The sequence below is a fragment of the Lacticaseibacillus camelliae DSM 22697 = JCM 13995 genome (genome assembly GCF_001436615.1).
Lineage (GTDB): Bacteria > Bacillota > Bacilli > Lactobacillales > Lactobacillaceae > Lacticaseibacillus > Lacticaseibacillus camelliae.
Genome location: NZ_AYZJ01000077.1, coordinates 51,848 through 66,389, shown reverse-complemented (window position 1 = coordinate 66,389; position 14,542 = coordinate 51,848). Strand labels below are relative to the sequence as shown.

The following is a 14,542-nucleotide window of genomic DNA, read 5'->3' as shown; positions in this document are numbered from 1 at the left end:
CCACCTGGGTTCGTGTTGCCGCCTGGGTTCGTGTTGCCGCCTGGGTTCGTGTTGCCACCAGGATTGGTTGTGCCACCAGGAAGTGTGCCACCATCGTTGTATGGATAGACGTAGATAACGATACCGTCAGCCGATGGCGTCAGCGTGTAAGGAATCGCAGTGCCCTCAGGGTTGTCTGTCGTTGGCTTGTAGTTGCCAGGCAGATTATCCGGTACATGAACAATGTAAATCCCCTTATCGCCGACTTTACCAGTGATCATTTCGGTGCCGATCAGCCGCTGTGGCTGCTTGAAGCCAGGCTTTTCGATGTATGTGACCTGGAGCTCATCAGCCGGGTGAGTATCGCGAGCGGGAGTGGTTGTGCCACCCGGGTTGTTATCGCCGCCTGGATTGGTGTTGCCACCAGGATTGGTGTCACCACCCGGGTTCGTATCGCCACCCGGGTTCGTGTCGCCGCCTGGGTTAGTGTTGCCACCTGGGTTCGTATCGCCACCCGGGTTCGTGTTGCCACCTGGGTTCGTGTTGCCGCCCGGATTAGTACCGCCACCTGGGTTAGTATCACCACCTGGGTTCGTATCGCCACCCGGGTTCGTGTCGCCACCTGGATTCGTGTCACCGCCTGGATTGGTGTCACCGCCGGGGTTCGTATCGCCACCCGGGTTCGTGTTGCCGCCGGGGTTCGTATCGCCGCCTGGGTTCGTATCGCCACCCGGGTTCGTATCACCGCCCGGATTAGTATCGCCACCTGGGTTCGTGTCACCGCCCGGATTAGTACCGCCACCTGGGTTGGTATCACCACCTGGGTTGGTATCACCACCTGGGTTGGTATCACCACCTGGGTTCGTGTCGCCGCCCGGATTAGTACCGCCACCAGGGTTTGTGTCACCACCTGGGTTTGTGTCACCACCTGGGTTCGTGTCACCACCTGGGTTCGTGTCACCACCTGGGTTCGTGTCACCACCCGGATTAGTACCGCCACCTGGGTTCTTGTCACCACCCGGATTAGTGCCGCCACCTGGGTTCTTGTCACCACCCGGTGTGCCACTGCCATAGTCCTGATACAGGTACAACGTGATGCCATCGGCCCATGGCGTTAATGTGTAATGAATCGGCAGCCCGGGAGTGAAGTTTGCCGCTTCGTAGCCTGTCGGCACGACCGGTGTGTATGTGCTCTTATCACCGACTTTACCAGTCAGCATTTCGGTCTTAATGACCTGATCTGGGGCACCGAACTCACCGTGCACCACGTAAGTGACCTGTAACTCGTCGGCTGTTGTGCTGTAGGTGACAGTGACCTGATCATTTTTAAGATCCGAAACGTTCTTGATTGCCTGCGCGCCGAGCCCTTGTTGCGTGACCACAGCGACGTCGGGTGTGTAACCAGGAATTTCTGGTGAAATCACTTCGGCGTAACCACCTTGTGGGGTGGCCACCGAGATGCCCATGACTTGGTCGGTCACAATGTTCCATGTCACACGCTGCGTCTTTGGCGCCGGTGTCTTCTCAGAATCACCACCGACAACATACGTAATCGTCCGCGTCGTCGTCGCTGTGGTATGGGTAACGTTGTGTGTGATATGAACAATCAAATCATCCGTCTCATCAGGAGTCAGCGTGTAAGTAAGGGTAGATGCTTGGTTCTTGGCCAATACATAGCCGCCTGCTGGCACGTTGACCTGGTAATCACCGGTACCGCCGGTGACACCATTCACGTGATCCGTGGTAACCGTTTCGCCGGTCACGTCATCGACGTAGGTCACCTTCAGGGTCGCAGAAGCTGGATGGTAGGTCACCGTGGTGGTCACATCCGTTGGTGTCTGCGTCATGGTCGTTAAGGCAATCGTCGGTGTCTCAGTCTGGTCAGGCGTATAGCCTGGAATCGAAGGCGAGTTAACACCTGCAACGATGTTGGCAGCTGGAACGTAGCTCGTTTTGCCCGTTGCTTCATCAGTCGTTGCGGTCCAATCAACAGAGTGAGCCACTGAGTTTGGCAGCAATGAACTTGGCAGGCCGGCGTAGTTGACTGTGTAAGTCGTTGTGACTGTCGCAGTCTTCTTGGCGTGAACCAAGTGAATCGTAACATCCGGATTATCTGTTGCTTTGAAGGTATACGAACCGGTTGCCGCCTGACCTGGTGCTAAGGTGTAACCTGCCGGGACGGTTGCCGCCCAGTTCGTGCTGGTGCCGGTGCGACCGGCCAACGTGCCGCTGGTGCCGACCTGCGCTTCGTTGTTGTCATCATCAACGTACTGAACATGAATTTGCTGCATGTCAGGCTGATAGGTTACGACAACTTTGGTGTTTTTAAGGTCAGCCTTGGTCCCGGTGCTAATTGCGACCGCTGGAATCACCGTTTGATCAGGTGTGTAGCCTGCAACGGTTGGGCTTGTGACTGCGTCGTAGTCGGATTGCGCCGTAGCCAGCGTGCTGCCAGTCACATCGTCAGTGCTGATGTTCCAGAAAACGGTTTGGGTCTTCGGCTGGGCAGCTATACCACCATCAGCAAACTGATAGGTGATCTGGCGCGTCGTCGGAATTACTTCGTGGCTAATCCCGTGAGTGAGATGGACAGTAAAGTTATCCGTATCATCAGGCGTCAGGGTATAGTGGACGGTTGCCGCCTGGTTTTTAGCCAGAACATAGCCACCTTCAGGAACCTTGACGGTGTAATCACCGGTGTCTCCAGTCTTACCATCGACCTGAGCGGTTGTGACTGTTTGACCAGTCACGTCATCAACGTAAGTAACCGTCAATGTCGCAGCGGCTGGATGGTAGGTCACGACGACCCGAACGTTTTTCAGCTCGCCCTTCGTGCCAGTGCCCAGCTTGACCGCAGGCACATTTATTTGATCAGGCGTGTAGCCTGCAATCGTTGGACTGGTAACAGCCGCGTAACCAGATTGCGCCGTGGCAATGGTGGCACCAGTGACTTCATCAGTGCTGGTGTACTAGAATACCGTTTGATTCTTCGGCTCAGCCGCGGCACTCTTATCCGCGAACTGATAGATAATATGGCGCGTTGTCGGAATTGCCTCGTGGCTAATCCCGTGAGTGAGATGAACGGTGAAATTGTCAGTGTCGTCAGCCTTCAACGTATACCCAACGGTGCCGGTCTGGCCGTTTGACAAAACGTAACCCTTCGGTACTTTGACCGTATAATTTCCAGGGTCTCCGACAAGGCCAGAAACGGTGTCCTCGCTAGTTGGGATTGGCTTATTGGTCACATCATCAATGTAGGTGACCGTCAAACTAGCGGCCTGAGACGTGTAGGTGACGGTCTTAGTGTCATCCACTGGGGCCGTTGCGCTGGCGACTGGCGTATAAGTCGTCTGGTCTTTGTCAGGCTTGTACCCGGCGAGTTCCGGTGTTGGCACAGTGATCGTTGCTTTTTCGACAGGAATATACGACGTCGTTTTCGTGACGAGGTCCGTGACCTTCTGCCAAGAAATCGGTGTGACCTTATCAGGCGGTAGAATTGCCGCCGGGGCCCCAGTGTAGGTCGTGGTCGTGGTTGTCGTCACGAAGACAGTCGTTTTCTTATGTACCAGATGAACCGTGAAATCATCGCTGTCATCAGTGGTCAGGTTGTAGTTGACCGTCGCGCCCTGACCTTCCGCTAGTTCATAATTTTCTGGCACAATCACGGTGTAGGTCCCGGAATCACCCTCATCACCGTCGATTGTCGTTTTTGTGCCTTCAGGTAAAGGCACTGTGCCACTTGGGTCATCATCGTCGACGTAGGTCACATTCAAACTTGCGGTCCGAATTAATTCATACTGGACAAAATCACCATCGTCTTTATTGGTGACTGTGTCGCCAAATGCGAGCGTGCCGTCTGCTTTACTACTGTCGACAATGTGAACTGATTCTGGAATCAGCGCATAACCATCCGGAATCGCAGCCTGATCATCCGCCGATAATTTATCTTGGGTCTTCGGATAGTCATTAGTCAGCTTGTCCACGTTGTCATTCAGCGTCTTATCCAAATCAGTGAAATCGACGAATTGGTCATGACCCGCGTCATCCACATAGTGCGCACGCGCGTGAATCGTTGAGGTCCCAGTGATTGCCAAAGAGGCCATTTGATCAGTTTTCTGAATGGACAGCTTTGCTTTAGGCATATAGAAACCACTAGCAAGATAGCCGGTCCGACCACCCTGATCAATCAAATCGGGAATCGTGCCATTGAAAATAAACCGCCCTGTTGCCGCCTTTGAAGGCATGTTGGGAATCTTCACGATTACGGAACGAATCTTGGACCAATCAGTGACCTGTTCAGCAGGCACATACCCAGTTAAATCTACGGAGGTGCTGCCAGCAGTCAGCGTAGCAGGCTGCGTAGCGTAGAGCACAGTCGCCGTCAGCGGGTGGACCTGGCCGTCACTCGTGGTAAAGTCTTTCGGAACCGTAATCGCCCCAGTCAGGTTAAAGGTATACTGTGACCCACTTGCATCGCCAATGGTTGGAATGTTTGTCACAACGGTCAGATCGCTTAGCGCCTCATTGGTGTTGACCAGGTTCGTGAAGAATTTCAACTGAGAAGTGGAACTCTTGTCGGCTGTGGCATGGCTAACTGGCACAATGTCATCGCCTTGCGCCAAGGTACTTTCGTAGGTCGTTGTTGCTTGGTCAATGGTCAATTTGCCATTTCCGTTGCTAATACCCATCACGACCGCATCCGCGTGACCGCCGGCCAAGGCCGGATCTGGTACAGGGGTCGTTTGCATCAACGCGGTATTTGGTGAGTAGATGTATGCCGCGTATGGATAAGTACCAGGCAGTGCGTCCGCATTATTCCGCACGTTCACCACATTATTACTCGTGGTAGCGACGCCAAGGTCGACCGACTCGCCAGTACCGGTGTAATCGATTGTCACAATCACTCGGCCGTCGGGGGCTAAGGATTGGGTAACCTTTGCGTCTTGAGTCCCAGTGATACTCTCAACTGCAGTCGCACTAGGTAAAACATAGTAAATAATGGGTTCGAATATTTTGTTGGTGGTCTGCCCAAAATTACCATTACTACCATATATATCAAACTGCATGCCGACATCGCCAGGCTTGGAGCTAGGAAAATACGGATATATCTTGGCAGACGAAACTGGCGTTGACACCTTTTGATCAACTTGTGAGACTGCGAAATCTGCGGTGCCTGGTGCAGCCAGCGTAATCTTGCTGGTCAGCACATCCCCATTTTGAACTGAGCTGCCATCATCATACTTTGAGGCTAATGTGCCATAGACTTGAAAGCTGCCATCGGAATACTTGCCATCGGATGATGCCCCAGGTACCAGGATATTCGGGGTAAAGACAATCGACCGAATTGCGCTTGCTGCTTGTGGCTTTACGGTGCCGCCAGCCGCAACGGTACCAGTCTCCGTCGTGCCGTCTGCCAATGTCATCGTGTACGCATATTCTGTCGTGCCTGGTAAGTAACGATGTTTAGCATTCCCGGAAACTGGGACTGAGACAGACGTCGCATCAAGCCCGTCAGGAATATCTAACGTGATTTTGGCATCAGTTGTCGCTGACGGCGATTGATAGTTGAAAGTAAAGCTGTCCAGAACTGACGGGTCATTGGTCGGATCACTATCTAGAACTAGCTGCTTCTCCGCGTGTGAGTTATTGCCAAAAGAGCTGACCGCGGTTGCCACCGTTGGCGTGCTGTCTGTGCCAAGAATGGTTTCCGTCCAAGCGGCATCAGCCGTGAAGGTCTTGGTCGTGCCGTTGTCGTCAGTTTTCTGAGTCACAACGGCCGGTCCAGCGGCAGTCAAGGTTTGATCCGTGGCTTGCTGCGTTGTGTCGAACTGCCCGACCAATTTGTATCCAGGCACATTGTTCCAGTTCTGGGCGCCCTTGCCCTTGGGAACCGTAATGATGATATCCTTACCAGTCCCACCTGGCTGAGTAATGGTGGTGGTATCACCAGAGTTTAGCGTGACCTGATTCAATGCCGCCGTGGCCGCCTCGTCAAGCGTGAACCCCGCTGGCACAGGAATGGTAATTGTCGTCCCATAGTTGACCGCAGAGTTCACCGCAGCCGAAGCATCGATGTCATCCCGAACGCCAGTATTTTCATTGACTGCGAAAGTATAAACGTATTGGGTGCTTGGCAGCACTGCCTTGACCGGGTTCGTGGTCGGATCTGTCCGCGTCGGTGCTTTGACCCGTGCTGTCGGGTTAACTGTCACTTCAAGGTTTTGACTGCCTTGGTCCACGCCATCGATTGCGTAGCTGACTTTGACGATGGAGGTCCCGACGTCACTAATGGGGCTGGCTTGTCCGAGCCCGTTAGGATTCAGAACATAAGTCAGCGTTTGGACAGTCGTCCCTGGCACGGACATCGTGAAATGATTAGTCACCGTCTGCGTACCGTCAGCATTTGGCGCCTTGGTCGTTGTCCCAACCGCTGCCGCCAGTGAGTTATAGCCTTGAAAGGCAAGCACAGAAGAATTAGCCGGCAGGGTAATGGTGAAATCATCGCCGGCTTCAGCATCCGTCATCGTGTATGTAATGGTTAGCTTACTCAGACCTGAGCCATAACCGACCTTGGGAGATGACAAAGTGACCTTTGCAGAAGCATTGGTTGCTGCGACCCCCGCGGTAGCCGTCACCTTCTGCGGCACATTATTGGTTTGATATGCCTCGGCGGTCTTGGTTTTAGCGGCATCGACTTCGGCTGGTGTGGCATCACCGAGGTTCGTGGTCTGCTCAGACTGTGGCTGATCTGACTGCGTCGCTGGTGTCGCCTTCGGGGTCTCAGCAGAGGCAGTTTTGGCCACTGGCGGCTGCACTGTAGCTGTCTTGGCAGTTTGGGCCACTGGCGGCTGCGCTGCAGTCGCCTTGGCAGGTTGGACCGCGGCTGCTGACGCTGCGTCCGGTTGCGTCTGAGATGGCGCAGCAATCGTCAGCGTCCCTGCAGTGATCTGATTTGCCGTAATGGTCATTGCTGGATTAGCCGCTTGCAGTGCCGCCAGTCCTTGTGCGCTCAGCGTGACCGTGTACTGATCAGTCTGACCCGCAACCGGGACACAGGTGAAGTCGCCAGCCACCCACGTTGGTGCCTTCACGCCGGCCGCAAGCTGGACATCATAAGTGTCCCCGTTCTGACTGGCTGCAGTTTTACTCTGAACGGTGGCGATCGTCAGCGCCGACGCTTGAATCGTTGGCTTGGCTACGTCCGCGTGCACGGCGGCCGGCTTGGTCATCATCACGGTACCGGCAAACAGCAAGGAAATCCCAGCAAGTGCCCATTGCTTACCATCCTTGTACAGCTTGTAATGCCGTTTCTCTTCGGTCATGTCGGCAGATAACCGCTTTAACAAATGCTTATCCTCCATGATTGATTACTCCTTATCAATTTGAATTAAGCTACAAGAAACATCCTTATACACGATATATGATAACGCATTTTCCACTTAAAAGCGCAGTTTAGAACAGTATTCGCCAACAAGCATATAGCGTGGAGATTGTTTTTCCTCTAGTCGCAGCAGCCGTGTTAGCGCTGTCTAGATTAGAAAAAGCGAATTAAATAATTTGACAAAGATTCTTTACAAAAGTTGACTTTCTGTTTTAATCCCCATGTGTCGGGTTTTGTACACTTGGGGTCACACCTGATCCAGATTATAGCTAGGAGACAACCCCCCGCTTTTGAGTGACAAAAAAACAGTACTGCTGGGGCCAATTAGGAGAGAATTTTAAGCCGAATAATAAAAAGAACCGTTCCTCTCGTCAGAGGAGCGGTTCACATCATCACCAGCTGCCGCCAAAGCCCCCGCCACCGGAGGCACCACCACCGCCGCCGGCGCCAAAGCCGCCACCACTGGAAGTTGGTGCGCTGGCATGGACGTAATTGGCAGTCACCCACACCGGCATGCCGGACACGCCGGTCTGCTCGATTTCTGGGTCGCGCTGATGCTTTAAGATGACAGACCAGAGTTTGGTCAGTTTGTCATCGCTCAGTGAGGCATCCTCGGGCGTGACATGGGCAAAGAATTCCTGCCACACGTGACTGGCCTCTTCGGGCTTCGCGTCGCTGAAACGGATCCACTTTTCGAAGCGGTCCTGGTAAGCCCCAACCTTACGCTGCTCAGCGTCGGTGTGGCCCTTAATCGTCGTAAGCGCCGGCAGTCGCCCTGGCCGTTCAGTCTCGTCAGTCAGTACTGTAGCCAGACTGGACGCGGTGGCCAGCTCAGCTGCCGGCCACTTGTCGTCAGTCATGCGGTCGTCTTGCACCTTGTAGTAGTAATACGGCAGCGGCCCGAGCTGCGGCGCGGCCGCCAGCCACTTAATGTAATCACGGCGGATCAGCTTTGCGAAGGCGGCGGTCAAGGCCATCTGCCGGCTAAACAATTGCCAGCCCCCACCAGGCACCTTGTTCGGGTCGATGACGATGCCGGCTTCGTGCAGCTGCTGCAGGATGGGAAAAGTGTCCGGCTGACCGGCCAGCGTCCGGCCAATCCAGTTGCGCAGCAGGAAGAACCGCGCCGCCATGCCCACCATCATCAAAACGCACGCCCAGACGATGGCGACGGTGATGGCATTCTGCAGCCGCTCGTGCGCCTGGTGCCGGCCAATATCGGCCGGGGTGTAAATGGCGCTTTGGTGCCGCTGGACGCGGCGAACGGTGTTGTTGACAATGGCCGCAATGGCTTGGTCGTACTGGTCAGCGCGCAGCTGATTTTTCACGTGAGCCGTCACGATTTCATCGGCCGAGCCGTCCGGGACCACCGGCTCAAGGCCGTAGCCAACCTCCAGCCAGTAGTGGTGCTCCTTGGGCTCGATGGTGAGCAGCAATCCGTTGTCCCAGTCGGCGTGGCCAAAGCCGTACTTTTTGAACTGCTCGTTGGCGTAGTCCTGCAAGTCGTCCTCGTCCTTGCCCGACGTGACGATGACCGCGATCTGCGGCTTGCCCTTGATCTTCTGAAAAGCGCGGTAGTTCGCGGTGTACAAAGCCTGCTGCGTGTGCGCACCAATGACCCCTTGCGGATCGCGGTACCACTCCTGCGTCTGCTGAATCTGCTTGTCAGTCAGCCCCGCCGCCTGCACCGGGTGCCCGATCCCCAGCATCAGTGCTAGGCCCAGCACCAGACTGAGCCAAAGTCCCCATTTTTTCATGATGATATCCTCCGTTGATAACTACAGTCTACTGCGGCAGATCACGGGCGGCCACCAACTTTAGGCCGAAAAAAATGCCCACCTTCTCAGGTAGGCACTGATCACACGCGAGGATTACGCCTGGTAACGCGACTCCCCGTTCAGGTAGGTCTCGGCAAGGCTCATATCCGGGTTCAGGACCAGGAAATCGGCATCGCGGCCCGGCAGGATACTGCCACAGGTCTTGTCGATCTTGGCGGACTTAGCTGGGACATAAGCACCCATGTTGACTGCTTCTTCAGGTGTGGCAACGTTCCAATCAACAACGTTCTTGACCGCGTCCTTGAGCTGCAGGATGGAACCTGCCAGGTTGTGGGTGTCGTCCTTCAGCCGCGCGGTCCCATTGGCCACAACGACTGGGAACTCACCCAGCATGTAGTCGCCATCTGGCTGGAGACCGGCGGACATGCAGTCGGTGACCAAGGCAATGTGCTCGGCCGTCTTTTCGCGGACCAGCACGGAAACGACTTCCGGCCGAACGTGGTGCCCATCGGCGATCAGCTCGTCGTCGACGTTCTTCAGGTACATCGCGGCGCCGACCATCCCAGGCGCGCGGTGAGCCAACCCGCTCATCGCGTTGAAGGTGTGGCAGAACATGCTTGCCCCGGCTTCGATGCAGGCCTTGGCCTGTTCGAAGGTCGCGCTGCTGTGGCCCAAGGCAACGACTTTGCCGTCGTCGCCGGCCATGTGGCGGATGAACGGCACGGCGTTGTCGCGCTCAGCGGCCAGGGACATTTTCTGCAGCAGGCCCTTGGCGCTTTGCTGCCACTTATCGTACTCGTCGATGGACGGGTCGCGGAAGTACTTCGGGTTCTGCGCGCCCTTGTGCTCCTCAGTGAAGAACGGGCCTTCAAAATGAATCCCCTTGATCTTGGCACCCTTCTCCTCGCCGGCGTGGTCGCCGATGGTCTTGCAGACATCATTCAACTGGTCAAAGGAGCCGGTCAAAGTCGTCGGCAGCCAAGAGGTGACACCAGTGCGCAGCAGGCCCTCGGACATTTCCTCAAGACCGTTCCAGTCATTGTCCATGACGTCGTGGCCCAGCAGGCCGTGAATATGGGTGTCGACCAGGCCCGGCGCGATCCACTGCTCGCCGTAATCCTTGATCTCACCGGCCGGCTTGTGGCCGTAGCTCGGGATGTACTCGCCGAACTTGCCGTCAGCCGTGACTTCCAGCCAGCCGCCGATCTCGGTGTTGTTCTTCAGGAAAAACTTTGCAGCATGAATGTAGTAGCTCATTGCGTGATCTCCTTAGGTTTGATGTTGAGGGTTATTTCCAATCACCAGTGTAGCACGGTTCGCGGTAGTGGTCTAGGCCAAAAACACGTAAAAAGCCGAGCCCGGCATCCCGCCGCACTCAGCTTATCATCTTGCATTCAGTTTTGCCCAGTCCAAGCTCAGGCCTGCTTGAAGACTTTTTCGTACAACTCCGTAATGGGGTCATCGTTGTTCGTCGCGTCCAGCACCAGCCCGGCCGCGTGCTTGACTGCCGGAATGCCATTGGCTACGGCCACGCCCAAGCCGACCTGCTGGAGCATGCTCAGATCGTTGGAGTTGTCGCCCAGCGCGATGATCTCATCCTTGTTGATGCCGATCTGCTCACCGAGCGCGATGGCCGCCTTGCCCTTGTCGATCGCGTCGGGGTTGAACTCGACGTAGCGATTGGACGAATAGGTCACGGTCAAAGGGGCCTTGATGGTGTCTTCGACCTTTTCGTAGAAGCGGCGCCGCACGCCGAAGTCCAGGTGCTGGAAGATCACCTTAGCGATGGGCTGGTCTTTGAACTGGCTGAGGTCCGGCGCCGAGAACTGCTGGAAGTCCACGCCGCGGTTTTCCAAGTAGTCGCGCTCGGGCTCGTTGATGTTGGCCACGTAGACGTGATGAAAGGTGTACACATGCGTGCACAGGTCGCCTTCCGCCACCGCCATGCGGTAAATTTGGTCGGCAATGTCAAAATCCAGCGTGTGCTCCACGAGGATGCGGTTGTCCTTGTTTTCGACGATCGCGCCGCCGTTGTACGAAATCACGTACTGACCGGCCAGGCCCTTAGTGCCGATGGTCGCAAGCAGCGGCTGGACGGACGCAAATCCTCGGCCGGTGTTGGGCACGAACTTCACGCCCTCATCGCGCAGCCTGTGGATCGTCTCGATGTCCCTCGGCGACACCGACCCGTCGTCCCGCAACAGGCTTTCGTCCAAATCGCTCACGATCATCTTATACATGCAACCAGCCCCTCATCTCTTCGTATTACCATTATTGTACCGCACGGTCAGCTGAAAAAAGGCTAAGACTTGGTCACATTTTCTACGCATTTTCCCGGTATATTAATAAATGTAGAAACAAGCCTCCAACCTGTTTCGCCCTTCGCCGGCGGTGCCTCTAACACCGCTGGCTTGTTTTTTGTCATTAAAGATTGAATTGACCAAAACAAATTATTCCTAACTTTTTCGTCACATTTTCTTCACATTCCGATATTAGTATGAACAACATAGAAGCGAGCGAACAACTCGTTCCTATCCAAACCCTACTTTTTCATTTTTACTCCTCCAAAGTAAAAATTCGGCAGCGTGCTCCCCCAAAGCACGTTGCCATCCCTACCCCAATTAGCCGTCGGCCCCCAACCGGCGGCTTTCTTTTGCCCAAAAACTCGACAAATCATTACAAAGCCTGCCAATCTCCATCACCGATTCTTCACAGATGCCCGGTAATATTAACACCATAGAAACAAGGCAAACTTGCTTCTATCCCATACCCCAATCTTCATACTTAATCCTCCTATTTGAATCTCATTCCCCCAAAGTGAGACTCATCCCCAAATCTTTTGCCGCCAGTCCCCCAACTGGCGGCTTTTTTGGCGCAAAACAAAACCGCAAGCAAAGCGGCTTGCGGCTCATCGAAAACTTAGTCTTGCTTGGCTTCATCCACCAGCTGCTGCTGAAGGTCGGCCAGCTTCTGGGTCACGTAGACGGTGTAGGTGTCCGGGTTGACCAGGCGCTGGGTTTCGATCGGCAGCTCGCTGAGCTTGCCCTTGGCGTAGCGCTGAATTTCAAACACGTCGCTTGGCGCCGGCTGATCCAGCGGCACCGGCGCCGCCAGCGGTTCAGCGTCAAATTCCTTCAGCACGATTCGCTTGGAAGTGAGCAGCGGGTTGCTGTTGACCACGGCCAGCGGCGCTTCCAGCTGTTCGTCCGCCAGCGCGATGACGTCGGCAAACGCCTCGTGGGTGCCCGGCGTGTACAAGCGGTAGGTCTGCTTGATGCCTGGCAGCGTGGTTTTTTCAATCGACGCGGAAACCTTGATCTTCGGCTTCAGGACGCCGTTGGTGCGGGTGGCCGCCAGCTTGTAGACACCGGACAGGACCGGCGAGGACGAGCTGGTGATCATTTTTTCCCCGATGCCGAAGTTGTCCAGCGGCGCGCCTTGGGCCAAAAGCGCCGGGATGACGTTTTCGTCGAGCGCGTTGCTGGCGGTGATCTTCACGTCCTGGAAGCCGGCTGCGTCAAGCATGCGCCGGGCCGCCTTGGCCAGCCGCGCGATGTCGCCGGAGTCAATGCGGATGCCGACCGGCTTGTGCCCCGCCGCCCGCAGTTCCTTAAACACGCTGATGGCGTTCGGCACGCCGGAGTTCAGCACGTCGTAAGTGTCAACGAGCAGTGCCGCATTGTCCGGGTAGTGCTTGGCCCAGGCGCGAAAAGCGTCAAGTTCGCTCGGATAGGCCTCGACCCAGCTGTGGGCCATGGTGCCGGCGGCCGGAATGCCAAACATTTTGGCCGCCAGCACGTTCGAGGTCGAGCCCGCGCCGCCGATGATGGCCGCACGCGTGCCGTAAATCGCGGAATCTGGCCCCTGCGCCCGGCGCGCGCCGAACTCCATGACCGGCCGCCCCGCCGCGGCGAACGTGATCCGCCGCGCCTTGGTGGCGATCAGCGACTGGTGGTTCAGGATGTTGAGCAGTACCGTTTCCAGCAGCTGCGCCTGATCCAGCGGCCCTTCGACCGTCATCAAGGGCTCTCTCGGAAACACCGGCGTCCCTTCCGGCACCGCAGACACGGTGCAGTCCAGCTTGAGGTTAGCCAGGTACTGCAAAAAGTCCTCATCGTACAGCTTCAGGCTGCGCAGGTAGTCAATGTCCGCCGCCGAGAAGTGAAAATCACGCAGCACGTCAACGACCTGCGCGAGCCCCGCCGCGAGCACAAAGCTGCCCTTGTCTGGGACATCGCGGTAAAAAATGTCAAACACCCCGCGGGTCTGCGGCAGGTCGTGGTGGAATCCGCCCGCCATGGAAAATTCGTACAAGTCCGTCAACATTTCAAGATTACGCATGATAGCCTCCGTGTCTTGTCATATATTGACTTCCATAATAGCACAACGCCGATACCTTTTTCGCCAGGCAAAGGCTAAACTACTAATAGGAGGCACACCATGCAAGCAACCATTGACCAAATAATCGCGGCGCTGAAAGCCGCGGACACCATCATCATCCACCGGCACCAAAACCCGGACCCGGACGCGTTCGGCTCTCAGGGCGGCTTGGCGGCGGCGCTGACTGCCGCGTATCCGGAGAAAACGGTCCTCAAGGCCGGTGAACCCGATGCCGGCCTGGCCTGGATCACCACGCCGGACCTCGTGCCGGCCGAGGCCTACGCGAATGCCGTCGTGGTCGTGATTGACACGTCCAACCTGCCGCGCATTGCCGGCGCCCACTGGCAGGACGGCAAGCAGCTGATCAAAATTGACCACCACCCGGACCGCGAGCCTTTCGGCGACCTGAGCTTCGTCAACCCCAAGGCTTCCAGCTGCTCGGAAATCGTCGCGGACATGATTGCGGCGAGCCCCGACCTGCAGCTCACCAAGTCCGTCGCGGCGATGCTGTACGCCGGTATCATCGGCGACACCGGCCGCTTTTTGTACGACCTGACCACGCCGCACACGCACGAGGTCGCGGCTGACCTCATGCGCACCGGCATCGACGCGCCGGCGATCGGCCGCGCCGAGTCCGATTACTCGCCGGCCATTGCCCACCTTGAGGCCTACGCCCTAGGCAACATGCAGGTCTCCCCGCACGGCGCCGGCAGCCTGTTCGTCACGCAGAAGGTGATTGAGGAGCTGCAGCTGCAGCACGGCGAGGCCCAGGCCGCGGTTGCGACCGTCGGCAAGCTCACCACGGTCCAGTCCTGGGTCATGTTCACCGAGCGCGCCGACGGGCAGTGGCGCGTCGAGCTGCGGTCCAAGAACTGGCCAATCAACCAGCTCGCCGTCAAGCACGGTGGGGGCGGTCATCCCCTGGCCTCCGGCGCCGTGGCCAAAAACCTCGAGGAGTGCCAGCAGATCATCCAGGAGCTCGACGCACTCAACGCGCAGCACCAAGGCTGATTGACAAGTTTAG

At 56.4% G+C, this 14,542-nt stretch carries 7 protein-coding genes; 1 reads left to right on the top strand and 6 read right to left on the bottom strand.

Annotated elements, in window-relative coordinates; genetic code table 11:
• The 6 genes from FC75_RS12730 to FC75_RS10380 all read right to left on the bottom strand — a co-directional run.
• Window positions 1-2,915, bottom strand: a 2,915-nt coding sequence (locus tag FC75_RS12730; protein WP_420843322.1) for a mucin-binding protein, incomplete at its 3' end; no start/stop codon positions are given.
• A 33-nt stretch (window positions 2,916-2,948) separates the two neighbouring features.
• Complete coding sequence (locus FC75_RS10400; protein ID WP_056989845.1) at window positions 2,949-7,340, bottom strand: MBG domain-containing protein; 4,392 nt, start codon at window positions 7,338-7,340, stop codon at window positions 2,949-2,951.
• 412 nt (window positions 7,341-7,752) lie between these two features.
• Complete coding sequence (locus FC75_RS10395; RefSeq protein ID WP_056989844.1) at window positions 7,753-9,117, bottom strand: TPM domain-containing protein; 1,365 nt, start codon at window positions 9,115-9,117, stop codon at window positions 7,753-7,755.
• 114 nt (window positions 9,118-9,231) lie between these two features.
• Window positions 9,232-10,395 (bottom strand): N-acetylglucosamine-6-phosphate deacetylase, encoded by a 1,164-nt coding sequence (nagA, locus tag FC75_RS10390; RefSeq protein ID WP_054665453.1) that lies wholly within the window; start codon window positions 10,393-10,395, stop codon window positions 9,232-9,234.
• Window positions 10,396-10,553: 158 nt separating this feature from the next.
• A complete protein-coding gene (locus FC75_RS10385; protein ID WP_056989843.1) occupies window positions 10,554-11,378 on the bottom strand; it encodes a Cof-type HAD-IIB family hydrolase in 825 nt (274 codons plus the stop codon).
• Window positions 11,379-12,057: 679 nt separating this feature from the next.
• Window positions 12,058-13,482: a nicotinate phosphoribosyltransferase gene (locus FC75_RS10380; protein ID WP_420843321.1), complete on the bottom strand. Its 1,425-nt coding sequence runs from the start codon at window positions 13,480-13,482 to the stop codon at window positions 12,058-12,060.
• A 96-nt stretch (window positions 13,483-13,578) separates the two neighbouring features.
• Between FC75_RS10380 and FC75_RS10375 the strand changes: the two genes are divergently transcribed.
• Window positions 13,579-14,529 carry a DHH family phosphoesterase gene (locus tag FC75_RS10375; protein WP_054663612.1) on the top strand — a complete coding sequence of 317 codons (951 nt, stop codon included), beginning with the start codon at window positions 13,579-13,581 and terminating at the stop codon, window positions 14,527-14,529.
• The last annotated feature ends 13 nt before the right edge of the window (window positions 14,530-14,542 follow it).

Bases quoted from the DNA above. Each gene is read 5' to 3' on its own strand.
- FC75_RS10400 (WP_056989845.1), bottom strand. From the start codon at position 7,340: ATGGAGGATAAGCATTTGTTAAAGCGGTTATCTGCCGACATGACCGAA.
- FC75_RS10395 (WP_056989844.1), bottom strand. From the start codon at position 9,117: ATGAAAAAATGGGGACTTTGGCTCAGTCTGGTGCTGGGCCTAGCACTG.
- FC75_RS10385 (WP_056989843.1), bottom strand. From the start codon at position 11,378: ATGTATAAGATGATCGTGAGCGATTTGGACGAAAGCCTGTTGCGGGAC.
- nagA (WP_054665453.1), bottom strand. From the start codon at position 10,395: ATGAGCTACTACATTCATGCTGCAAAGTTTTTCCTGAAGAACAACACC.
- FC75_RS10375 (WP_054663612.1), top strand. From the start codon at position 13,579: ATGCAAGCAACCATTGACCAAATAATCGCGGCGCTGAAAGCCGCGGAC.